The sequence below is a fragment of the Rhizobium sp. CBN3 genome, assembly GCF_030518245.1.
Taxonomy (GTDB): Bacteria; Pseudomonadota; Alphaproteobacteria; order Rhizobiales; family Rhizobiaceae; genus Rhizobium; species Rhizobium aethiopicum_A.
This window is the reverse complement of the sequence record NZ_JAULSE010000003.1, coordinates 442,380-464,086: the sequence shown is the minus strand read 5'-3', so window position 1 is coordinate 464,086 and position 21,707 is coordinate 442,380. Positions and strand designations below refer to the sequence as shown.

The window sequence follows — 21,707 nt, the reverse complement described above, 5'->3', positions numbered from 1 at the left end:
ATGGATCCCAGCCTTACTCGCCGCATGCTGATCGGCTCGGCACTCTGCCTGCCTGCTTTGGGCCTGTCCACGCTGGCGCTTGCGGCCAATGCACAGGAAACTGCGGGGGAGGGCGACGACAATATCGAGCATCGCCTGGCCGCGCTGGAAAAGCGCACCGGCGGACGCCTCGGCGTCTCGGTGCTCGACACCCAGACGAGCATTTCCTTCGGCTATCGCGGCAGCGAAGCTTTTCCGATGTGCAGCACCTTCAAGGCGCTGGCGGCAGGCTTCGTCCTTGCCCGCGTCGACAAGGGGCAGGAGAGCCTCGAGCGCCGGGTGACCTACGGCAGGGACAAGCTCGTCGACTATTCGCCGCTCAGTGAAAAACACGCCGGTGCCGACGGCATGACGATCGCCGAACTCTGCGAGGCGGCGGTAACGGTCAGCGACAACACCGCCGGCAACCTGCTGCTCGAAAGTTTCGGCGGCCCGCCGGCACTGACCGACTGGCTGCGCTCGATCGGCGACGGCACCACGCGTCTCGACCGCACCGAACCGACACTGAACGAGGGTCGCAAGGACGATCCGCGCGACACCACGGCACCGGATGCGATGCTCGATACGCTCGGCAATCTGACGCTCGGCTCGGTGTTGACCGGGCCCTCTTGCGACAAGCTGATCGCCTGGCTGGTGGCGAGCACGACGGGTAAGGAAAGGCTGCGGGCCGGCCTGCCTGCCGATTGGAAGGTCGGCGACAAGACCGGCACCGGCCCGAACGGCTCCCTCGGCGACATCGCCGTTATCTGGCCGCCGGACCGTGGGCCGATCGTCGCTGCCGTCTATATCGCCGAAGCGACGGCGCCGATGAAGGATCTCAACCCGATCTTTGCCGAAGTCGGCAGGATGATCACCGAGATGGTGTGATGTGTTAAATCGCTTCAGAAGCAATTGATTACCGCATCGACATCAAGTTCGTGATCAGGCCCGCTTTGATTTCGAGCACGGGCCGATTGGTCTCCGGATGACCGATGTCTCTCAGTTGATCGGGTGTCAGCTCGGCCAGTCGTTGCCGGCTCACGACCGCCCGTCGCCACGCCTGCAGGCCAGCGATCAGGTTTGCGATGATGTTCATGGGGCCAGCCACCTGGTTTGTCGGCGCGCTGACGATAGGCTGTGTTTCCGTATGAGCCATTTCCGATCTCCACTTGTGATGTGCGGGTGGAAATCTGCCATACGAGCGTTTTCGGCCTGTTCGGCTGAGCGTGAACCGGGAAGAAAACTTCGACAAGCCGCCGCTAAATCGGTGTTAAATCCGTCTTCCCAAATGCTATTCTGCGAGCGGCGGTTCAAAGTCTGGGGGCTTTCTATGCGCATCAGGTTGCTAGGCGGTCTCGAGGTCATCTCCGGAGAAGGCCGGCCAGTCCGCTTCGCCACGCGCAAGACGTCGCTGCTGTTTGCTGCCCTGGCGTTGGCAGGCCGCCGCGGCTGCCGCAGGGAGGTGCTGTCCGAAGCCTTCTGGCCGGGACGAGGTAATGAGCAGGCCCGCAATAGTTTGCGGCAGGCGCTGGTCGACATCAGGCGGTCGTTTCCGGCGAGCAGTGACGGCACCGTCTCTATCGAAGGGGATCAGGAGACGGTGGCGCTTTTCGTCGATCCCGATCAAGCCGACATTTCGCTCTTCGACCGGAAGCTGGGGACGGGGGCGAGCGCAGATCTCGCCTCCGCAGCGGATCTCTACCGCGGCGATCTGCTTGAAGGCGAGTCCATTCCGGATGAATTGGCTGAGTGGTTCGCACCGTACCGAAGCACATATCAGCGCAAGGCGCTGCAGCTCGTGGAACGTTTGAGCCTTGCCCTCTTGGAACCAGGCTCCGCGGAAGAACCGCCCTGTGAAGCGCTTGCCGAGAGGCTTCTCGCCTCTGACCCGACGGCGGAGGGTGCTCACAGGGCGTTGATGCGGATCCACACTCTCCGCGGCCACGAGAACATGGCCTTGCGCCAGTTCGAGACCTGCCGAGCTCTCCTGAAGAAGCATCTGGATGTCGAACCCGAAGCGGAGACGTCGTCCCTGGCTGCCTCGCTGCAACCGCGGCAGCGATCCGGTGATCGGCGGGCCGCGGCCGCAGTCGAGCCGCAGCTGCAGGTCTTCTCCGCTCCGACGAAACATCATGATCGGCCATCCCTTGCGGTGTTGCCGTTTCAGAATTTGAGCGGCGATGTGGAGCAGGAATATTTTGCCGACGGCATCGTGGAGGATATCACCATCGCTCTTGCGCAGTTCCGTCACCTCTATGTCATCGCCCGCAATTCGAGCTTCACCTACAAGGGGCAGGCCGTCGACATAAAGCGGGTCGGGCGCGAGCTGGACGTGGACTATGTGGTCGAGGGAAGCGTGCGCCGTGCGGGCGACCGGCTTCGTATCGCCGGACAACTCATCGACACCTCGACCGGCGCGCATCTCTGGGCAGACCGTTTTGACGGAAACTTGGCGAACCTGTTCGATCTACAGGATCAGGTCGCATCCAGCATTGTCGGCGCAATAACGCCGAAAGTGGAAGAGGCGGAGATCGAGCGGGCTAAACGCAAGCCGACCGAGAGCCTCGACGCCTATGACTATTATCTCCGCGGGCTGGCGGCCTTCGATCGGACGGTGACCAACAGATCAGTCGTCGACGAGGCTCTGCGGCTATTCATGAAGGCAATCGAGCGCGATCCGGATTTTGCTATCGCCCACGCCCGGGCGGCGCGATGCTACGCGACCCGAAAGAGCAATGGCTGGATGCTCAACCCCGCCAGCGATATTGCCGAAGCGACCCGATTGGCGAGAAGAGCCGTGGAACTCGGCTGGGACGATGCAGTCGCGCTCTCCTACGGTGGCTATGTGCTCGGTTATGTCGGCGGCGACCTCGATGACAGCGCGGCTTGTATCGATCGCGCTCTCTTACTCAACCCGAACCTGGGCGCCGCCCTAGGCGTCAGCAGCTGGGTGAGAGCCTGCCTGGGCGAGCCGGACAAGGCCATCGAACACGCTGCGCTGGCCATGCGCCTGAGCCCCTTGGATCCGCGCCTGTTTGCCTGGCAGTTCAACACCGGACTGGCTCACTTCTGTGCAGGTAACTACGACGATGCCGCCGCCTGGGCGGCAAAATCCCTGCGCCACCAGCCGAACTACCCGAGCGCTATGCGCGTGATGGCGGCCGGCCAAGCCATGGCCGGGCGGAGCGCGGAAGCAGGGGAAACGATTGCGCGCCTGCGCCTGCTGGATCCGGCCCTTCGGCTTTCGAATCTCGCCGACATTCTCCCACCGTTCCGGCGACCGGATGACCGAAACCGCTATATAGAGGCCCTTCGTATGCGGGGTTGCCGGAGTAAGTCCGATCGCCCGGAAAACCCCTCCCCAACCCCTCCCCACAAGGGGGAGGGGCAACCCGCAGCGGGAGTCTGGCGCTAACATACGCGGCCACATGCTGCACCGTCAGAAATGAAATGCGACGGCGCCGCAGAGTAGTCCCTCCCCCTTGTGGGGAGGGGTTGGGGAGGGGTCTCACTCCAGGTCAGTGATTTCCTTCCGCTCAATCGGTTGTGAATGCGGCTCAAGGCGCTGCCTCCCATCAAGGCAGCGTATAGGCTATGACATAATCACCGGGCTTCGTGCCGACCGAGCCGTGGCCGCCGGCGACCATGACGACATATTGCTTGTTGTCGTCGGTCGTATAGGTCATCGGCGTCGCCTGGCCGCCGGCCGGAAGCCGCGCCCGCCAGAGCTCGCGTCCGTTCGTTACGTCGTACGCGCGCAGGTAATTGTCGACCGCAGCACCGAGGAAGGCGACGCCGCCCTTGGTCAGCATCGGGCCGCCGATGCCCGGTACGCCGACCTTGAAGGGCAGCGGCAGCGGCGTCATGTCGTGCACGGTGCCGTTCTTGTGCATATAGGCGATCTTGCCGGTGCGCAGGTCGACGCCGGCGACATAGCCCCATGGCGGCGCCTGGCAGGGGATCTGCATCGGCCCGAGGAAGGGACCCATGAACACGCCGTAGGGAGCGCCGTCATTGCGGTTGAGCCCCTGTTCGCTGCCTTTCTCGTCCTGTCCTCGCGGCGGAATCTCGGCGGCCGGCACCAGGCGCGAGGTGAAGGCGAGATAGGTCGGCATGCCGAACATGATCTGCCGCTCCGGATCGACCGCCACCGAGCCCCAGTTGAAGGTGCCGAAATTGCCGGGATAGACGATCGTCCCTTTAAGCGACGGCGGCGTGTAGCGGCCCTCGTAGCGATAGCGATGAAAGTCGATGCGGCAGAGGAGCTGGTCGAACAGCGACACGCCCCACATGTCTTTTTCCTTGAGCGGCTCGGGCGAGAAGGTGAGGTCTGAGATCGGCTGCGTCGGCGCCGTATGATCGCCGGTGACCGCGCCGCCGGGCGCCGGGATTTCCTTGACCGGGATGATCGGCTCGCCGTTGCGCCGGTCGAGCACATAGAGATCGCCCTGTTTGGTCGGGCCGACGAGGGCGGGAACCACGCTGCCGTCAGGCTTCGTCAGGTCGATGAGCGCCGGCTGCGCCGGCACATCCATGTCCCAGAGGTCGTGATGTACCGTCTGGCGCACCCAACGCAGTTGGCCGCTGCCGATGTCGAGCGCGACGATCGAGGAAGAGAATTTCTCGACATTGTCGCTGCGGCCGATACCGATCTGATCGGGCACCTGGTTGCCGAGCGGGATGTAGACCATGCCGAGCGCCTCGTCGACGCTGAAGACCGACCAGCTGTTTGGTGAATTGGTCGTATAGGTCTGGCCGTCGGCGATCGGCGTCGTTACATCAGGATTGCCGGAATCCCAGTTCCAGATCAGCGCGCCGCTCTTGATGTCGAAGGCGCGGATGACGCCGGATTGCTCCTCGGTGGAATAATTGTCGTTCACCGCGCCGCCGACGATGATCTTGCCGGCCACCGCTACCGGCGGCGAGGTGGAATAATAATAGCCGGCCGGATTGAAGCGCATGCCGGTTTCCAGATGCAGCACGCCCTGATCGGCAAAGCTGGTGCAGATCTTGCCGTCGGCCGCATCGAGCGCGATCAGCCGGGCGTCTGAGGTCGGCAGGTAGACGCGCTCGGCGCAGGGCTGGCCGGCGGCGACATCAGGATCGGCATAATAGGTGACGCCGCGGCAGGTCTGGTGCTGCCGGTTGGGATTCATGCCCGAATTGGCGTCGTATTTCCATTTCTCCTTGCCGGTCTTGGCGTCGAGTGCGATCGCCCAGTTATGCGGCGTGCAGAGATAAAGCGTGTCCTTCACCTTGAGCGGTGTCACCTGATAGGTCGTTTCGCTGATATCCTCCGGCCGCTTGACGTCGCCGGTCTGATATCGCCACGCTTCCTTCAGGGTGGAGACATTCTCGGCATTGATCTGGTCGAGCGGCGAGTAGCGCTGGCCGAAGGGCGTGCGGCCATACTGGTGCCATTCGCCGTCCGGCACGCTGCCGCCGAAGGCGGGATTGGCGGCGACCGCATCCTTCGGCAGATCGCCGGCCAGATCGTGCGGGTCCGTCGTCATCGAATAGACGGCAACAAGGATGGCGAGAATGACGGGCACGGCGAGCGGCCAGGGATTGGCGCCGTAGACGATGCCGGTCGGGCTGCGAAAGCCGAGCGGCCGGCGGATCCAGGGCGTCAGCAGCCAGAGGCCGAGCAGGATGATGACGCCGCCGCGCGGCCCCAGCTGCCACCAGTCGAATCCCACCTCCCAGATCGCCCAGGCGAGTGCGGCGACGACAAGCACCGCATAGACCCAGAGCGCCACCGGTTTGCGCATCAGCAGCAGTCCGGCGGTGATGAGGAACATCAGGCCGGCAAACAGATAGAAGATGCTGCCGCCGAGCGTGACGAGCCAGAGCCCGCCGCCGCCGAGCGCCAGGCCAATGATGATGAAGAGGATGGAGGTGATGACGAGCGCCATAAGGCTGTCTCCCGCTTGGGTTAACCGGGGTGGGGGATCAGCGGAAAAGGACCGCCGGTCAGGCAGATAGAGCGAGGGAGATGCTATTCAACGGCCGCATTTGCCGCAGCCGGATGTCACGATACGGTTGTATTGAAGCCGCTTACGTCCCGCAGAAAGTCTGCAGCACCCGTTCCTCCGGCTTCGGCGGTTCCATGTAGGCGGCGAAATCCGGCTGATCTTCGTAGGGCTTCGACAGCACGGTGAGCAGCGCTTCGAATAGCGAGAAATCGCCGTGCTCGACCGCAGCCTTGATCGCCTGTTCGACCCGGTGATTGCGAGGAATGAAGGCTGGGTTGACGCGGCGCATGGCGCTGGCGCGTTCGGCCGCTGTCTGCGGATCGCGCGACAATCTCTCGCGCCACTGCATGAGCCAAGGGCGACAGGCCTCCGGCTCCCGGAAGCTATCGGCAAAGGCAGGCTCTGCGCCGTCATCACCGGCAAGGTCGGAGAGCCGCCGGAAGGTCAGGGTGAAATCGGCGCCCTGCGCCTGCATTAGCGACAGCAGCGCCTGGACGAGGTCGAGATCGCCATCCTCTTGCCCGGCAAGGCCGATCTTTGCCCGCATGCCGGTCAGCCAATGCGCCTGGAACCGTTCGCCATAGGCCCGGATCACCACATTCGCCTTGTCGACCGCCTTGTCCGGCTCGGCGTCGATCAACGGCAGCAGCGTCTCGCCGAGCCGCGCAAGATTCCACTGGCCGATGGCCGGCTGGTTGGCATAGGCATAACGGCCATGCTGGTCGATCGACGAGAAGACGGTCGCCGGGTTATAGACATCCATGAAGGCGCAAGGGCCGAAGTCGATCGTCTCGCCAGATATCGTCATGTTATCCGTATTCATCACGCCATGGATGAAGCCGACATGCAGCCAGCGGGCGATCAGCGCCGCCTGGCGCTCCGCGATTGCCGAAAACAGCGAGAGATGGGGTTCTTCGGCAGCCTTCAGTTCGGGATAGTGACGGTCGACTACATAATCGGCGAGCGCCCGCACGCCGTCTGTGTCGCCCCTTGCGGCGAAATACTGGAAGGTGCCGACCCTGATATGGCTTGCCGCGACCCGGGTGAAGACCGCGCCCGGCAGTACCTCTTCGCGATAGACCGGTTCGCCCGTCGTCACCGCCGCCAGCGCCCGTGTGGCGGGAATGCCGAGCGCGAACATCGCCTCGCTGATGATATATTCTCTGAGTACCGGCCCGATCGCCGCCCGCCCGTCACCGCGGCGTGAAAAAGGCGTCGGCCCCGCGCCCTTCAGCTGGATGTCGAAGCGCTTGCCGCTGCGGTCGACCACCTCGCCGAGTAGGATCGCTCGCCCGTCGCCGAGCTGCGGCGAGAAACCGCCGAATTGGTGCCCGGCATAGGCCATCGCCAGCGGTTCGGCCCCTTCGGGAACGAGATTGCCGGAAAAGATCGCCGCGCCGTCGCGGCGCAGTGCCTCGACGTCGAGCCCGAGCTCGGCGGCCAGCGGCTCATTGAGCTTGATCAGCCATGGCTCGGCCACCGGCGTCGGCGTTTGCGGCGCAAAGAAGCGCTCGGGCAAGCCGACATAGCTGTTGTCGAACGGAAAGGCCGCACCGGACCGGATTTTCTGCGGGGTCGAGGTCATTGTTCATAGGTAGGGCCGGGGTGGCCCGCGCGCAAGCCGGTCTTGCGCGCCCGGTCGGTCGGCCGTCACGCAGATCATGCCGATGCAAGGAATCGTGATCTGCTTTTACCTCTCGTCAAAGCTGCTTTGCCAGAAAGGCCATAGCCCCGCCATGATCTCGGGCGTATAGCAGATCATCTCCCCTTGGCCTTGTGCCATGTCATCCCCGCGGCCTTGCTGCTTCCTCTGCTCCGCCGCGCCACCGTGAGTGATTCCGGACGATGTCGGATCAGATTTATCAGGCGCCGATGGTTCGGCGCGCCGCGCCCAATTTTCGGGTGATCGCGATGATCGTCGCAAGTGCGATGCTGATGGAAAATATCGACGCGACCGTGCTGGCGACCGCGCTGCCCACCATGGCGCGCGATTTCGCTGTGAGCGCGCCGGCCATGTCGATCTCATTGACCTCCTATCTCCTCAGCCTGGCGATCTTTATTCCGGCGAGCGGCCGGATGGCCGACAGCTTCGGTTCGCGCACAGTGTTCAGGGCGGCGATCGCCGTCTTCGTCATCGGCTCCGTCCTCTGCGCGCTGGCCCCGACGCTGCCCTTCCTGGTGCTGGCGCGACTGCTGCAGGGAATGGGTGGCGCCATGATGATGCCGGTCGGCCGTCTGGTGCTGATGCGCAGCGTCGCCCGCAAGGATATGGTCAGCGCCATGTCCTGGCTACTGGTGCCGGCGTTGATCGGCCCGATCGTCGGTCCGCCGCTCGGCGGCTTCATCGTCACCTATCTCGACTGGCGCTGGATCTTCTACATCAACGTGCCGATCGGCATTATCGGCATGATCTTCGTCTCGATCTATATCGACGAGGTCAAGGGCAAGGCGGCCGGCCCCTTCGATACGATCGGCTTCATCCTCTCTGGCATTTCGCTCGGCTCGCTGCTCTTCGGCTTCGAAATGTCGAGCCATGAGGGCGAGGGCGCCTTTTCGATCTTCCTGATATCAGTCGGCCTCATCTTCGGCATTGCCTATTTGAGGCATGCCCGCAGGCATCCGTCGCCGATCATGGATTTTTCGCTAATGAAGGTGCCGAGTTTCGGCACATCAGTCATCGCCGGTTCGCTGACCCGCATCACCCAGGGCGCGCAGCCTTTCCTGCTGCCGCTGCTGTTCCAGATCGGCTTCGGGCTGTCGGCCGCCGCAGCCGGCCAGATCGTCATATCAACCGCGCTCGGCGCTCTCGCAATGAAGCCGATGGCGCGGTTCGTCTTCAGCCGGCTCGGCTTCCGCCGAAGCCTCGTCCTCAACGGCATCCTTGGCACGGCCGGTTATGCCCTCTGCGCCGCCTTTCGGCCGGACTGGCCGATGCCGCTGATCTTCGTCGTCCTGGTGCTCAGCGCCTTCTTCCTGTCCTTCCAGTTCACCGCCTACAACACCATTGCCTATGACGAGATCGAAAAGGAGCGGATGAGCTCGGCCACCAGCTTCTACACCACTTTCCAGCAGCTGATGCTGTCGCTCGGCATCTGCATCGGGGCCTTGGCGCTGCACGGCTCCATGGCCTTCTCAGGCAGCGAAACGCCTGATCTCGGCGATTTCTCCACCGCCTTCATCGTCGTCACCATCATCTCGATCACAGCAACCGTCTGGAACCTGCGTTTTTCGCCGACCGCTGGCGAGGAGATCAGCGGCTATAAGGCCAAGCGGGCCAAAGATGCTTCTTGAGAAAAGCGGCGCCATGAAAACAAGCACTTGAGGCGCTTCGCCTGAATCAAATTCTGCGCGACGCAGCCGTTCTTAATCCTTGTTCTCAGATCTTGTCCTCCATGTCAGCGGCCATTTCCGCAAGCTTGCGCACGGTATTGAGATTGCGCGAGGTGCCTGATTTAAGCGCAGGCAGCTTCAGCTTCGAGCGGCCGGACCCGTTGGGGTAGTACACGTAGATCTCCCGGCCGGCGAGCTTCGCCTCCTCGCCATTGGGCGCCACCATTTTATCGAGCGCATCGCCGGACGCCTTTTCGGGCAGGAAGGTGACGAGCAGGAAATTCGGCTTGGCATCGACAAAGGGCGCGTTGGCGGCAATCGCCTCGAGCTCTTTCCGGCTGCGCACCATCACGCCCGGCCGCTTGCCCATCTTTTGTCCGAGCGCGGCGTCGAGTTTTTCCGCGACCGCCTTCTCAGTCTCGTCAGAGCGGAAAAGCACATTGCCGCTCTGGATGTAGGTTTTCACGTCGGTAAAGCCGAGGCCTTCGCAGATCACCTTGAGTTCAGCCATCGGCAGCGAGCCGGTGCCGCCGACGTTTATCGCGCGGAGGAGGGCGATGTAGACTGGCATTTCTCTCTCGCTCGATCTTGTGCCGTCGCCGCCACCTCACATCTTCCCAGCCACCTTGATCGCAAATGCATACTCGAACGCAATCTCCTCCAGCCGCTGGAACCGTCCCGACGCCCCACCATGGCCGGCGTCCATATTGGTCTTCAGCAGGATCGGCGCTTCGCCTGTTGTCTTGTCGCGCAGTTTCGCCACCCATTTGGCCGGTTCCCAATAGGTGACCCGCGGATCGGTTAGGCCGCCGAGCGCCAGGATCGGCGGGTAGGCCTTGGCATCGACATTGTCATAGGGCGAATAGGCGGCGATCTGCTCGTATTCCTCCTTGCTGTCGATCGGGTTGCCCCATTCCGGCCATTCCGGCGGCGTCAGCGGCAGGGTGTCGTCAAGCATGGTGTTGAGCACGTCGACGAAGGGAACGGCCGCGATGATGCCGGCGAACTTCTCCGGCGCCATGTTGGCAACCGCGCCCATCAGCATGCCGCCGGCCGAGCCGCCTTCGGCGATGATCTTCGCGTAAGAGGTGAACTTCTGTTGATTCAGATAGTCGGCCGCGGCGACGAAGTCCTTGAAGGTGTTCGTCTTCTTGTCCATCTTGCCGTCTTCGTACCAGGCAAAGCCCTTGTCCTTGCCGCCACGGATATGGGCGATGGCATAGACGAAGCCGCGGTCGGCGAGCGACAGGCAGTTGGTGTTGAAGCCGGCCGGAATGGTGATGCCGTAGGCGCCGTAGCCGTAAAGCAGGCAGGGTGCTGAGCCGTCGAGCGGCGTATCCCTACGATAGAGCAGCGTGACCGGCACCGTCTCCCCGTCCCATGCCGGGGCGAAGACGCGGCGGGTGACGTAGTCGTCGGGATTGTGGCCGGAGGGAACCTCTTGCGTCTTCAACAATGTGCGCTCGCGCGTCACCATATTGTAGTCGTAGAGCTGCGACGGCGTCGTCATCGAGGAATAGGAGAAGCGGATGACATCCGTATCGTATTCCGCCGCGCCCGAAAGCCCCAGTGAATAGGCTTCTTCGGCAAAGGCGATCGCATGTTCCTCGCCGGTCGCTCGGTCGCGGATCATGATCTGTGGCAGGCCGTCTTTGCGTTCCAGCCACAGAAGATGGCGGGCATAGGCCATATGGCTGATGATCAACGTGCCTGGCTTGTGGGCGACGACTCCGCGCCAGTTCTCTTTGACCGGATTGTTGACCGGCGCTTCCATGATCTTGAAATCCTTGGCGCCGCCGTCGTTGGTCAGGATGTAGAAGACGTCGCCGCCCTCGGTCAGCGAATATTCGATGCCTTCCTCGCGCGCCGCCACCAGCTTCGGCTCGGCCGTCAGATCCTTGGTCGACAGCAGCCGGTATTCGCTGGTCTCGTGGTCGTGAATGTCGATATAGATGAAGTCGTCGAGCAGCGAGCCGCCGACGCCCATGAAGAAGCCGGCATCGGCTTCCTCATAGACCAGCCGGTCTTCCGACTGCGGCCGGCCGACAATATGGTGGAACACCTTCGAGGGCCTGTGGTTCTCGTCGAGCGCCGAATAGAAAAAGCTCTTGCCGTCGGGCGCCCAGACGCCGCCGCCGCCGGTATTCTCGATCCGGTCCGCAAGATCTTCACCGGTCGCGAGATCGCGCACCTTCAGCGTGAAGAACTCCGATCCCTTGTCGTCATAGCCCCAGATGCCGCGGCTGTGGTCGCTCGAATGGTCGAGGCCGGCGAGCCGGAAATAGGCCTTGCCTGATGCCTCCTTGTCGCCGTCGAGCAGCACGGTGCGGATCGCCTCGTCGGCGACGTCGCCGTCGCGGGGAATGCGGAAATAGCGCGGCTGTTCGCCTCCGGTCACAAAGAAAGTGCCGTAGGCATAGGCGCCATCCTTCATCGGTACCGAGCTGTCGTCTTCCTTGATGCGGCCGCGCATTTCAGAAAACAGCGCTTTCTGCAGCGGCTTGGTGTCTTCCATCGCTGCGTTCATATAGGCGTTTTCGGCTTCGAGATGCCGGCGGATCTCGGGGTCGAGGATCGACGGATCCTTGAACATCGCCTGCCAGTTATCGGCGCGCAGCCAGGCGTAGTCATCCGTGCGGGTAATGCCATGACGCGTATCGGAGAGGGGCTTTTTCGGTGCGGCGGGCGGTGTCGGCAGGCTCTTGAAAACGGACAAGGAATTGGCTCCGGTGGGAATGTCGGGTTGGCAAGAGATAGAGGCGCGCAGCCGCCGGATCAAGCGCCAAGGGTGCAGGTGACCGTCCACAGTCGAGGAGACGGCACCGCCCGCCGTGCCTTGATGTCACCACAATGTTTAAGGAGGTCCGCTATCGCAGAGCGAATTTTGCACGTGCCCAGCCCCCGGCAAGCCGCCGGCGGCAGGATGAAGACTGTACAACAGTAAGGGATTTCCTCCGCAATGCCGAAACGTCTGCTCCTGTTTGTATCCCTGGCCGGCTTGGCTGCCCCCGCCTTTGCCGTCGACCCGGCTATCAAGAAGCAGCTGGAAAAACTCGATCCCTCCACCCGCCTCGAACAGAGCTGCGACACGGAAGCGATGAGCCGCATCAACAAGGACAGCACCGGCTTCAAGCCCGACAAGGTGATCGCCTATACCTTCAAGGACCCGATCGCCGGCGACAATTCGCTGCAGGCGCCGGGCGCGGTCTTCCGCAGCAAGGGCGACTGGTATCATCTTTCCTACAATTGCATCACCGGCCCGCAGCATATCAACGTGCGCCAGCTCGACTACCAGATCGGTGAGAAGGTGCCGCGCGAGAAGTGGGACAAGTACTATCTCTACGATTGATGCGGTCTCCCGCCGGCGGCTGCGGTGACATCCGGCCACATGGCGTCTGGCAAGGCGAGCGGCTAGAGTCGCGGCGCTCGAATCGTAAAGTCCATGACATGAACCGCATCCTGCTCACATCGGCCTTGCTTCTCGCCTCCGTCTCCGCTGCATTGGCGGACGAAATGCCGCCACCAATCGCTTCGGCCCCGATCGCAATTGGTCCGGCCAAGGCGCCGTCGGTCAAGCTCGTCGAGCCGCATCTGCATATCGCCCGTTCCAACATACCGGGCCATGCCCGCGTCGCGCTCACCTTCGACGCCTGCATGGGGCAGGCGGACGAACGCATCCTTTCGACCCTCGTGCGCGAGCGCATTCCGGCAACGATCTTCGTCACCGCCCGCTGGCTGAAGCGCAACCCGCAAGCCCTTGCCGTCTTCCTGCAAAATCCGGATCTCTTCGAGCTCGAAAACCATGGCGAGAACCATATTCCGGCCGTCGATACGCCGACGCTCGTCTATGGCATCGCCTCGGCCGGCTCGCCGCAGGCGGTGCGGCAGGAAGTCGAAGGCGGCGCCGCCGCCATGATCGCGGCCGGCATTCCCGCACCGCACTGGTTCCGCGGCTCCACGGCCAAATACGATCTTTCCGCCATCGGCGAGATTCGCGCCATGGGCTATCGCATCGCCGGCTACTCGGTAAACGGCGACGGTGGCTCGCTGCTCGGCGCCGTTGTCACCGAAAAACGCATCGCCTCCGCCAAGGACGGCGACGTCGTCATCTCCCACATCAATCAGCCCACCCATGCGGCCGGCGAGGGAGTGGCAAAGGCGCTGGTCTATCTCAAGGCCAAAGGCACCGAGTTCGTTCGTCTGGAGGACGTCCAGGATACCGGCGACGATAAGACGACGGATTAGATCTACGGCTGAAGGCGCGCCGTGTGGCACGCCCCTCTGCCCTGCCGGGCCTCTCCCCCACAAGGAGGGAGATTGGCTGGGCGCAACGGCTTCCCCAAACAACTAGCGTTGCAGTCCGCTGAACGGTGGACGGGTGCGAAGTTTGGGCCACTTGTGATCTCCCCACCTGTGGGGGAGATGCCCGGCAGGGCAGAGGGGGCTGGCACGGCGCGACAGTCAGTACCAAGCCTCTACCGCAGTTCACTCCCAGTCCCCAGCCTATCCTCGCCAAACCGCCGTATCCCCGGTCCTTCCCGGTCGAGCGCAAAGTCCTCGAACCAGTCGCGGTAGATCCCCGCAATCATCGCCCCGATCATCTGGGCGGCAAGATAGGAGAAGGTGATGCCGTTGCCGCCATAACCGTGGGCGGCGAAGACATGCGGCATCCCGGGCGCCGGGCCGATCAGCGGCAGGCCGTCGGCCGTTTCGCCGAAGGTTCCGCCCCAGGCATGGGCGATGCGGGTATCCGCTCTCGGCCATAACCGCCTCATCTTCTCCTGGACAGCGCTGATCTTGGCCGGCAGCTTTCGATCCCGCGCCGCGGCATCTGTCGTACCGTCGTCCTCGCCGCCGGCGACGATGCGATTGTCCGCGGTCGTGCGCATGTAGAGATAGGGATGATTGTCCTCCCAGATCAAAGCCCGGTCGCGCCAGAAGGTGGCGGGATCCTGCGGCACGGTGGCGAAGGCCCAGCTCGAACGCGTCCGATGCAGCTTTGGCATGTCGAAACCCGGCATTGAATAGCCGGTCGCCAGCACGGCATGCCGCGCTTCGATGACATGGGCGCCATCCGTCTCCGCCGTGACGCAATCGCCCTCGCTGTGCAGCGCGGTCACGGAAGCGCTGACCAGTTGCGCCCCGCGCCGGACGGCCATCGCGATCAGCGCCCAGGTGAGCAGCAGCGGATCGGCTTCCGCCGAACCCGGCGAATAGATCGCCCCATCCCGATCGAGCTCGAATTGCGTGAAGAGATCGGGATGTTCGAGATAGACGCCGGGTAGCCCCGCCCGCCGGCGAAGCTGGCGCTCTTCCCTGAGGTCGCGGGCGCCTTCGAGGTTGCAGGCGAGATAAAGCGTGTTGCGCGGCCGGAAGCCGCAGGCGATTCCGTTCGCTGCGATCAGCTTCGAAAGACCGGCGACGGCGGCGGCGCTGCGGCGATAGATACCGGCCGCTCGTTCGAAGCCGTAATAGGTCTCGAGATCCGTGAGCGTGCTGTCGATTTCCCATTGCAGCATCGCGGTGCTGGCGGCTGTGCTGCCGAAGCCTGGCTCCTCCCGGTCGATGATAGCAACGGAAAAGCCGCGCGCCGTCAGATGATCTGCGATCAGCGCGCCGGTGATGCCGCCGCCGATCACCGCGACATCGGTCGAAAAGCTCTGCGCCATCGGCCGCCATTGCGGACGTATGGCATTCTTCCCCCAGAGCGAACGGCCGCTGACCATCTGGTCATGATCGGATTCGTCGAGATCGAGATCGGACGCCACTTATGTCTCCTCGCTTGATCACTTCGGCAATTGCGGCTGCGGTTTTTCCTCGATCAGCAATTCCTCGATGATGGTCATGACGATCAACGACAGCGGCAGCGCCAGCATGGCGCCGACGGCGCCCCACATCCAGGTCCAGAACAGGATGGCGAGGAAGACGATAAAGGGATTGATTTCCAGTCGCCGTCCCATCACCGCCGGGAAGATCAGGTTCTCCATGACGAGATGCACGGTGAAGAAGGCTGCCGCCGGCACCAGGCCGACGAAGAAGCCGTCATAGGTGATGATGCCGGCGACGGCGACGGAAAGCGTCATCAGCGTGATGCCGAGATAGGGAATGAAGCTCGACAGGAAGGCGAAGAAGCCCCAGAGCGCAGGTGACGACAACCCGCTCGCATAGGCGATGATCGTCATGACGACGCCAAGCCCGACATAGATCAGCGAGGCTGTGGCGAAATAGAAGCCGAGCACCTGCTCGACCGCATTGATGACGCGGATTGCCGCCAGACGTTGCGTGCGGGTGCGGAAGGTCATGATGATCGTCTTGCGCAGATTGACCCGGCTGGCGAGGAAGAGCAGCAGCGCAGCGAAGAAGATCAGCCCCTGTATCAGCGCCGGCGTGAGGCTTGTTGTCACCACATGCAGGACGCTACCGGTATTTTCGAGCAGCGCGCCGATCGACATCGGCCCGCTTTCGAACGTCGCCGGAGTAATGTGCAGCCATTCGATGCGCTCCAGGTAAGGCATGATGCGGCTGATCGTCCGCTCGACGAAAGCCGGGGCTTCGTTGGCAAGCGTCGTCAGCGGATCGGCAAGCGAAGTGACCAGCAGAACGATGACCAAAGCGACGCTGCTTGACAGAAGGAAAGCGTTGGCAAGCCTCGGCACACCCATTTTGCTGAGATTTTCTGCGGCAAGGCCGAGGATCATGCCGACGACGACGGCAAGAGTGATCGGAATGAGGATCAGCGACATCGTATAGACGGCGGCAAGGCCGAGGATGGCGAAGATGCCGATGATCGCCCAGGCCATGCTGATGTCGAGCCCGTCCTTCTCAAGCCGATGCACCGGCGGGGACGGCAGTTCCTCCGCGGTCTCTTGCAACGACTTAGCCCAGGCGCTGGTTTGGCGTTCGCCGATGGCGATCTTCTTTGCGTGTTTGCGGATGCCGTTGGCGATGCCCATGCGGTAAGGTCCCCGAAGCCAGATTGCTTCGCCACAAAAACGCGCTGATGCAGTTCCGGTTCCGCCGGCCGATGGCGCTGTCGTAAAGACATCGGTCCGCCTGCGGGCAAGGGCGCTGAAGCTTCCGCCCTTTCATCGGTCCGCGCGCCGATTTGATCCTGCCGCCGGAACAACCTCGCCGTCGCTGGCGTTCGACTTCGGAAGGAGAGTACTCATGATTGCAGATCCCGATCAGACGAAAACCGCCGAGACCTATTCGACCAATCCCCCTTATGCGGAGGAGGGTAGGCTGAAAGCCGCAGATCAGCGGCGTTGGTGGGTTTGGACCGTTCTTATGGCGGGCGCGGCAGTTCTCATCATTGCCGGCGTGAGCGTTGCGATCTGGCCCAATCCCAGCAACAATGATCCGACGGCGACGGCTTCGACCAAGCCGGATCCGATCAACACGCAGCCCTCCGGTCCCGGTGCCTTCAACAACGACCCGGCCTCCGGCCCTGCACGGCCGCCCGAAGCGACAGACCGGTCGCCAACGCCGAGCGGAAACGGCGGCGGACCGACGCAGGTGACGACGCCCTCAGGAACCGAGAAGGTCCAATAGTGCAGGTTCAGGCCGAAAGCGTCAGGCCGATGCCCCAAGGATCCTTGAGGAAGACGCCGCCGTCGCGCTTCTCGCTGTTGATCTCTAGCGCGTCGAACTTGGAGACCGCCGCGTCGAGCGTCGCCTTGTCGTTTAAACGGATCCGGTAGTCCGACAGCCCGGTCATATTGTCGGCGCGAGCAGTGGCACCCCGGCTGTTCCAGATGTTGGCCGCAAGATGGTGATGATAGCCGCCGGTTGCAAAGAAGCTCGCGCCGGGATAACGGGCCATCAGCTTGAGGCCGAGCACGTCCCGGTAGAAGGCGTCGGCCTGCGGGATATCGCCCACCTGCAGGTGCAGATGGCCGATCGCCGTTCCCTCAGCCATGCCGTCCCAGCGATCCTCCGATGCGCTGTTATAGAGTGCCTGCAGGTCAAGGCGCTGCGTGGCCATTTCGACCATGCCGTCCTGGTGGAATTTCCATTGCTCGTGCGGCCGGTCGGCATAGATTTCGATGCCGTTGCCCTCGGGGTCGGAAAGATAGATCGCCTCGCTGACGAGATGGTCCGAGGCGCCGTCGAGTACAACGTTGTTGTGGGCGGCGTGCCGCAGCCAGCGTGCCAGTTCCGTGCGGTCGGGCATCAGGAAGGCTGTGTGGAAAAGGCCTGCGGCATTCCGTGGCGCGACTGCCGCGTCCTTTGCCGTCGTCAGCGTCAACAGCGGATGCCCCCCGACCCCCAGTACTTCGCCGCTCGTCGTCTTCTCGATGACCTTCAGGCCGAGCATCGACTGATAGAAGCCGGAAACGAGGCCGAGGTCGGTAACGACGAGATGCGACTGGTCGATATAGGCAGGCCGCGTCAGCGCATAGGATGTTTCTGTCGTCATCAATGGATCTCCTGCCTCTGCAGTTGAAGGCGTACCGGCGGTGGCGGCAACCATGCCGCCTGTAACAAATCCGAGGAAGTGTCGCCGGTTCATGCGCCTGGTCTCCTCGGCGCCGTACTAGATCTCTATATGGCCCATCTCGATTGTTCACAGAAGGCTTGTTTTTGAGGATGAAGCGTTGAGCAGATGTTGACGATGACCTGCACCGGCTTGATCGCAGTCAATGCGCCCATATCTTCATCTGAGCAAGCTTATGCATCTCAGTCATGGAGGGAAGCCATGTACAGAAAAATCATCGTGGCGATCGCGCTCGGCAGCCTCGACAGGGGAGAGAACATTCTCCGCAAGGCCGCCTCGCTGCTCGACGCGGGCGGCCAGATCGTCGCGCTCAACGTCGTCGAGGATGTACCGACCTATGTCGCGATCGAACTGCCGGCCAATATGCTCGATGACGCCATGAAGGACGGGCGCGCCAAGCTGGAAGCGCTGGTCGCCGCAACCGGGGTCGCAGCAACGATCGACATCCGCAACGGCCCGCCGGCCAAGGCCATCATCGCGGCCGCCGAAAGCCACGGCGCCGACCTCATCATCCTCGCCTCGCATATTCCGGACTTTTCGAACTACTTTATCGGCGCCACGGCCGACCGCGTCGTGCGGCACGCCAAGTGCTCCGTGCTGGTCGAGCGGCAGAAAATCTGAATCTGCGCCGCTCCATTTTCGAGTGATCTTACGCGCGGCCGAGGGGCAGGCTTGGTGCGGTCTGTCACGAAGATTTACCGCCCGCGCGCTGCGCCGCAGTTGCGCCCCCGCGCGTTCGGTGCGACCATCGCGATCGGGTACGAAACGGGTTGGCGTGCATGGCCGAGTTCAACGGCATTCGCTGGGCTTACGATAGATATGAGCTGATCGCCGACGGCATCGTCCATGGCGTCGGTCTCGTGCTGGCGCTGATCGGCGCCACGGTTCTGATCTTCTACGCCACAGTCTGGAGCTCCAATGGCGCGCTCGCCGCCGCCTGGATCTATGGCGTCGGACTGGTGGCGACGCTTGCCGTCTCTTTTTCCTACAATATCTGGCCGGTCTCGCGCACCAAATGGTTCCTGCGCCGCTTCGATCATTCGGCGATCTTCATCCTGATCGCCGCCACCTATACGCCGTTCCTAGAACGCGGCGCCGACGATCCGCTGCTCTCCTTCATGCTGGTGGCGATATGGCTGTTCGCTGCCGTCGGCATCGTCCTAAAATGCGCCTTTCCAGGGCGCTACGACCGTCTCGCCATCCTGCTTTACCTCGCCATGGGCTGGAGCGGCGTGCTGGTGGCGGGGCCTGTCGCCGCGCGCATTCCCTCCGCTTCGATGCTGCTGATCGTCATCGGCGGCGTCCTCTACTCGCTCGGCGTCATCTTCCATGTCTGGGAGAAACTGCGCTTCCAGAACGCCATCTGGCACGGTTTCGTCGTCATCGCCGCGGCCGTGCATTATTCCGCCGTCTTCACCTGCTTCAGCCTGCCGATGCCAGAGTTCTGAGCTGCGGCCTGCCCGAGCCCGTCCCGGAGGCCTTTCTCCGCTGTATCGGCCGTTTACATCTTTTGAACCGCAGCGTATGCCAACCCGCGCAGTCAATCCGAACCGGGCCACCATGACAGACGCCGTTCTTCTCCGCGACGCCACCGAAGCCGATCTTCCCGCCATCCGGGATATCTACAATCACGCCGTCGAGCACACGACGGCGATCTGGAACGAAACGCTCGTCAATCTCGAAAATCGACGGGAATGGCTGAGCGCGCGCAAGGACCGCGGCTTTCCAGTCATCGTCGCCGAGAAGTCGGGCAAGGTGGCGGGCTATGCCTCCTATGGCGACTGGCGCCCCTTCGAGGGCTATCGCCACACGGTCGAACATTCCGTCTATGTCGACAAGGATCATCGCGGCGGCGGCATCGGCGAGGCCCTGATGCGCGAATTGATCGCGCGTGCGGCGGCCGCCAATATCCATGTGATGATCGCCGGCATCGAGGCCGAGAACACCGCCTCGATACGGTTGCACGAGAAGCTCGGCTTCCGCATCGCCGGCAGATTTTCCGAGGTCGGCACCAAGTTCGGCCGTTGGCTGGACCTCACCTGCATGGAGCTTCGCCTGCCCGGCGGGGCCGATTGACCTGCCTGCTCGGGCAAGGCCGACGGAGGATGAGCGCTCGCCGCACGGAGTGAACCGGCAAATCATTGCCGGAGCGGTCGCTATCTTTTTATTGTATTCTGAGCTGTGTAGAAAAGAGAGGCCGCCTGCTTCGCGAGAGGCGGCGTGATAAGCGTCATGGAGATCAACAGTTCAATGGCAATGCATAGATCGCCGCTCGGCCTCCTTGCCTTCCTTCTTCTCGCCGCTGCTCCGATTTCCTCGCGTGCTGCCGATTGCGGTAGCACGGCCTCGCCGAAGCTCGACTGGCAGGAATGCACGAAGAAGAACCTGATGCTGCAGGGCAGTGACCTCCAAGGCGCCAATCTCTTCAGCACCGATTTCTCGCTGACCGATCTCAGCGGTTCGAATTTCAAATCCGCCAATTTGGAAAAGGCGAGCTTGGTGCGCGCCTCGCTTGAGGGGTCACATGCCGAAGGGGCCAACTTCGCCAAGGTCGAGGCCTATCGTGCCAGCTTCGCCAATATTGCCGCCGAAGGTGCTTCCTTTGCCGGCGCCGAGCTGCAGCGCGCCAATTTTGCCGGCGCCCGGCTCTCCGGCGCGAGCTTCGAAAAGGCCGAACTTGGCCGCGCCGATTTCGACAAGGCGGTGCTGAAGGGGGTGAAATTCTCTTTCGCCAATCTCTCCCGCGCCGATCTCTCCAATGCCATCTTCGAAGGCCCGGCGACGTTCGAGCGCGCCTTCATGTTCCTGACCCGCATCGAAGGCCTTGACCTCTCGGCTGCCGCCGGCCTCGAACAGGCGCAGATCGACCTAGCGTGCGGCGATGCCTCGACCAAGCTGCCGCCCGGCCTCTCGACGCCGGCGACCTGGCCATGCCCTGCCGAGCACGAGTGATTACCCGGGCGACACCGTGCGCCTGTGGCAACCACGCCCCGCTGGATTAAAAATGCGGGTTTCGACCTAATGCAATTTGAACTCGCCCATGACGCGACGCCATTCGTTCGGTCCGATCAGCCGCTGATGGGTGTAGCGGACAGAATGCAGCGGTCCGTCGAGCGTGGACTGCCAGAAATCCAGGAACTTATGCATTTCGGGAAAGTCCGGGGCGAGATCGTAATCCTGCCAGACATAGGTTTGGAGAACGGATTCAAAGTCGGGGATGCGGTAGAGGATGTGCGCAGTGGTAAGGCCGTAACCGCTGAGCTGACGCTCCAGATCCGATGAAAATTGCATGCCTCATCTCCGTTTCACGACAACGAGAAGGTGGCGCATATTTTTGCGTCCATCAACTAATTTCTCAACGCAGCGGCCGCGTTTATTGTTCCTTCTCAGTGTGTTAGCAGCCGTTCTTGGGGAGTGCTAATTTTTTCTCCGCGCCCTCTTGAAATCGAAAAAGCGCAAAACCAGATCATTGCGCGCAAGATGCTCGACAGAGGTTTGCACCCGCCCGGACTGGTCATCCGGTCCGGCCAGGGGAACAACATCACTATTGTTTGTCCATTGGAGGAAAACATGTCGTTCCGACCGCTTCATGATCGCATTCTCGTCCGCCGCGTCGATTCCGAGGAAAAGACCAAGGGCGGCATCATCATTCCCGATACCGCCAAGGAAAAGCCGCAGGAAGGCGAGGTCATCGCCGTCGGTTCTGGTGCACGCAACGATGCCGGCCAGATCCAGCCGCTCGACGTCAAAGTCGGCGATCGCATCCTGTTCGGCAAGTGGTCCGGCACGGAGATCAAGATCAACGGCGAGGACCTGCTGATCATGAAAGAAAGCGACGTCATGGGCGTTATCGAAGCCCAGGCGGCCAAAAAGATCGCCGCCTGAGG

The 21,707-nt window shown here is 62.6% G+C and carries 20 protein-coding genes; 11 read left to right on the top strand and 9 right to left on the bottom strand.

The genetic code is table 11. The annotated features are described in order from the left end of the window. A complete protein-coding gene (gene bla / locus QWJ46_RS07545) occupies positions 1–906 on the top strand; it encodes a class A beta-lactamase (protein ID WP_302750199.1) in 906 nt (301 codons plus the stop codon). Between the two features lie 28 nt (positions 907–934). Here the strand turns inward: bla and QWJ46_RS07540 are convergent, their stop codons facing one another. Continuing rightward, complete coding sequence (locus tag QWJ46_RS07540) at positions 935–1,174, bottom strand: DUF1127 domain-containing protein (protein ID WP_302750197.1); 240 nt, start codon at positions 1,172–1,174, stop codon at positions 935–937. Positions 1,175–1,348: 174 nt separating this feature from the next. Between QWJ46_RS07540 and QWJ46_RS07535 the strand changes: the two genes are divergently transcribed. Further along, a complete protein-coding gene (locus tag QWJ46_RS07535; protein WP_302750196.1) occupies positions 1,349–3,433 on the top strand; it encodes a BTAD domain-containing putative transcriptional regulator in 2,085 nt (694 codons plus the stop codon). A 160-nt stretch (positions 3,434–3,593) separates the two neighbouring features. Here QWJ46_RS07535 and QWJ46_RS07530 read toward each other — a convergent pair whose 3' ends face one another. Together QWJ46_RS07530 and QWJ46_RS07525 are read right to left on the bottom strand one after the other, a co-directional pair. Continuing rightward, on the bottom strand, positions 3,594–5,933 hold the full coding sequence (locus QWJ46_RS07530) for a glucose/quinate/shikimate family membrane-bound PQQ-dependent dehydrogenase (protein ID WP_302750194.1): 2,340 nt from the start codon (positions 5,931–5,933) through the stop codon (positions 3,594–3,596). A 142-nt stretch (positions 5,934–6,075) separates the two neighbouring features. Next, on the bottom strand, positions 6,076–7,578 hold the full coding sequence (locus QWJ46_RS07525; protein WP_302750193.1) for a YdiU family protein: 1,503 nt from the start codon (positions 7,576–7,578) through the stop codon (positions 6,076–6,078). Between the two features lie 260 nt (positions 7,579–7,838). Between QWJ46_RS07525 and QWJ46_RS07520 the strand changes: the two genes are divergently transcribed. Then, on the top strand, positions 7,839–9,284 hold the full coding sequence (locus QWJ46_RS07520) for an MFS transporter (RefSeq protein ID WP_302750192.1): 1,446 nt from the start codon (positions 7,839–7,841) through the stop codon (positions 9,282–9,284). An 85-nt stretch (positions 9,285–9,369) separates the two neighbouring features. On the opposite strand, the gene QWJ46_RS07515 is transcribed toward QWJ46_RS07520, so the two are convergent. Then, on the bottom strand, positions 9,370–9,894 hold the full coding sequence (locus QWJ46_RS07515; protein WP_302750191.1) for a DUF1697 domain-containing protein: 525 nt from the start codon (positions 9,892–9,894) through the stop codon (positions 9,370–9,372). Positions 9,895–9,930: 36 nt separating this feature from the next. Further along, positions 9,931–12,039: a S9 family peptidase gene (locus QWJ46_RS07510; protein WP_302750190.1), complete on the bottom strand. Its 2,109-nt coding sequence runs from the start codon at positions 12,037–12,039 to the stop codon at positions 9,931–9,933. A 243-nt stretch (positions 12,040–12,282) separates the two neighbouring features. Between QWJ46_RS07510 and QWJ46_RS07505 the strand changes: the two genes are divergently transcribed. Together QWJ46_RS07505 and QWJ46_RS07500 are read left to right on the top strand one after the other, a co-directional pair. Then, a complete protein-coding gene (locus QWJ46_RS07505; RefSeq protein ID WP_085777460.1) occupies positions 12,283–12,672 on the top strand; it encodes a DUF930 domain-containing protein in 390 nt (129 codons plus the stop codon). 98 nt (positions 12,673–12,770) lie between these two features. Continuing rightward, positions 12,771–13,568 (top strand): polysaccharide deacetylase family protein, encoded by a 798-nt coding sequence (locus tag QWJ46_RS07500; protein ID WP_302750189.1) that lies wholly within the window; start codon positions 12,771–12,773, stop codon positions 13,566–13,568. A 230-nt stretch (positions 13,569–13,798) separates the two neighbouring features. On the opposite strand, the gene QWJ46_RS07495 is transcribed toward QWJ46_RS07500, so the two are convergent. Continuing rightward, positions 13,799–15,091 carry an FAD-binding oxidoreductase gene (locus QWJ46_RS07495; RefSeq protein ID WP_302750188.1) on the bottom strand — a complete coding sequence of 431 codons (1,293 nt, stop codon included), beginning with the start codon at positions 15,089–15,091 and terminating at the stop codon, positions 13,799–13,801. A gap of 18 nt (positions 15,092–15,109) precedes the next feature. After that, positions 15,110–16,276, bottom strand: coding sequence for an AI-2E family transporter (locus tag QWJ46_RS07490; protein WP_302750187.1), 1,167 nt, complete (start codon positions 16,274–16,276; stop codon positions 15,110–15,112). Positions 16,277–16,490: 214 nt separating this feature from the next. Here QWJ46_RS07490 and QWJ46_RS07485 point away from each other — a divergent pair, with 214 nt between their 5' ends. Further along, on the top strand, positions 16,491–16,874 hold the full coding sequence (locus QWJ46_RS07485) for a hypothetical protein (RefSeq protein WP_302750186.1): 384 nt from the start codon (positions 16,491–16,493) through the stop codon (positions 16,872–16,874). 7 nt (positions 16,875–16,881) lie between these two features. Here QWJ46_RS07485 and QWJ46_RS07480 read toward each other — a convergent pair whose 3' ends face one another. Then, positions 16,882–17,742 carry a VOC family protein gene (locus tag QWJ46_RS07480; protein WP_302750185.1) on the bottom strand — a complete coding sequence of 287 codons (861 nt, stop codon included), beginning with the start codon at positions 17,740–17,742 and terminating at the stop codon, positions 16,882–16,884. A gap of 279 nt (positions 17,743–18,021) precedes the next feature. On the opposite strand from QWJ46_RS07480, the gene QWJ46_RS07475 reads away from it, so the two are divergent. From QWJ46_RS07475 to QWJ46_RS07460, 4 genes are all read left to right on the top strand, one after another. Beyond that, the gene (locus QWJ46_RS07475) at positions 18,022–18,441 is read left to right on the top strand and encodes a universal stress protein (RefSeq protein ID WP_302750184.1); all 420 of its coding nucleotides are present in this window, start codon (positions 18,022–18,024) and stop codon (positions 18,439–18,441) included. 158 nt (positions 18,442–18,599) lie between these two features. Beyond that, the gene (locus QWJ46_RS07470) at positions 18,600–19,268 is read left to right on the top strand and encodes a hemolysin III family protein (RefSeq protein ID WP_302750183.1); all 669 of its coding nucleotides are present in this window, start codon (positions 18,600–18,602) and stop codon (positions 19,266–19,268) included. A 76-nt stretch (positions 19,269–19,344) separates the two neighbouring features. After that, positions 19,345–19,896, top strand: a complete 552-nt coding sequence (locus QWJ46_RS07465) for a GNAT family N-acetyltransferase (RefSeq protein WP_302750182.1) — start codon at positions 19,345–19,347, stop codon at positions 19,894–19,896. Between the two features lie 174 nt (positions 19,897–20,070). Beyond that, a complete protein-coding gene (locus tag QWJ46_RS07460; RefSeq protein ID WP_302750181.1) occupies positions 20,071–20,772 on the top strand; it encodes a pentapeptide repeat-containing protein in 702 nt (233 codons plus the stop codon). Positions 20,773–20,838: 66 nt separating this feature from the next. Here the strand turns inward: QWJ46_RS07460 and QWJ46_RS07455 are convergent, their stop codons facing one another. Beyond that, positions 20,839–21,111 (bottom strand): usg protein, encoded by a 273-nt coding sequence (locus QWJ46_RS07455; protein ID WP_184458817.1) that lies wholly within the window; start codon positions 21,109–21,111, stop codon positions 20,839–20,841. 279 nt (positions 21,112–21,390) lie between these two features. On the opposite strand from QWJ46_RS07455, the gene groES reads away from it, so the two are divergent. Next, positions 21,391–21,705 carry a co-chaperone GroES gene (gene groES, locus QWJ46_RS07450; RefSeq protein WP_302750180.1) on the top strand — a complete coding sequence of 105 codons (315 nt, stop codon included), beginning with the start codon at positions 21,391–21,393 and terminating at the stop codon, positions 21,703–21,705. Positions 21,706–21,707: the final 2 nt, after the last annotated feature.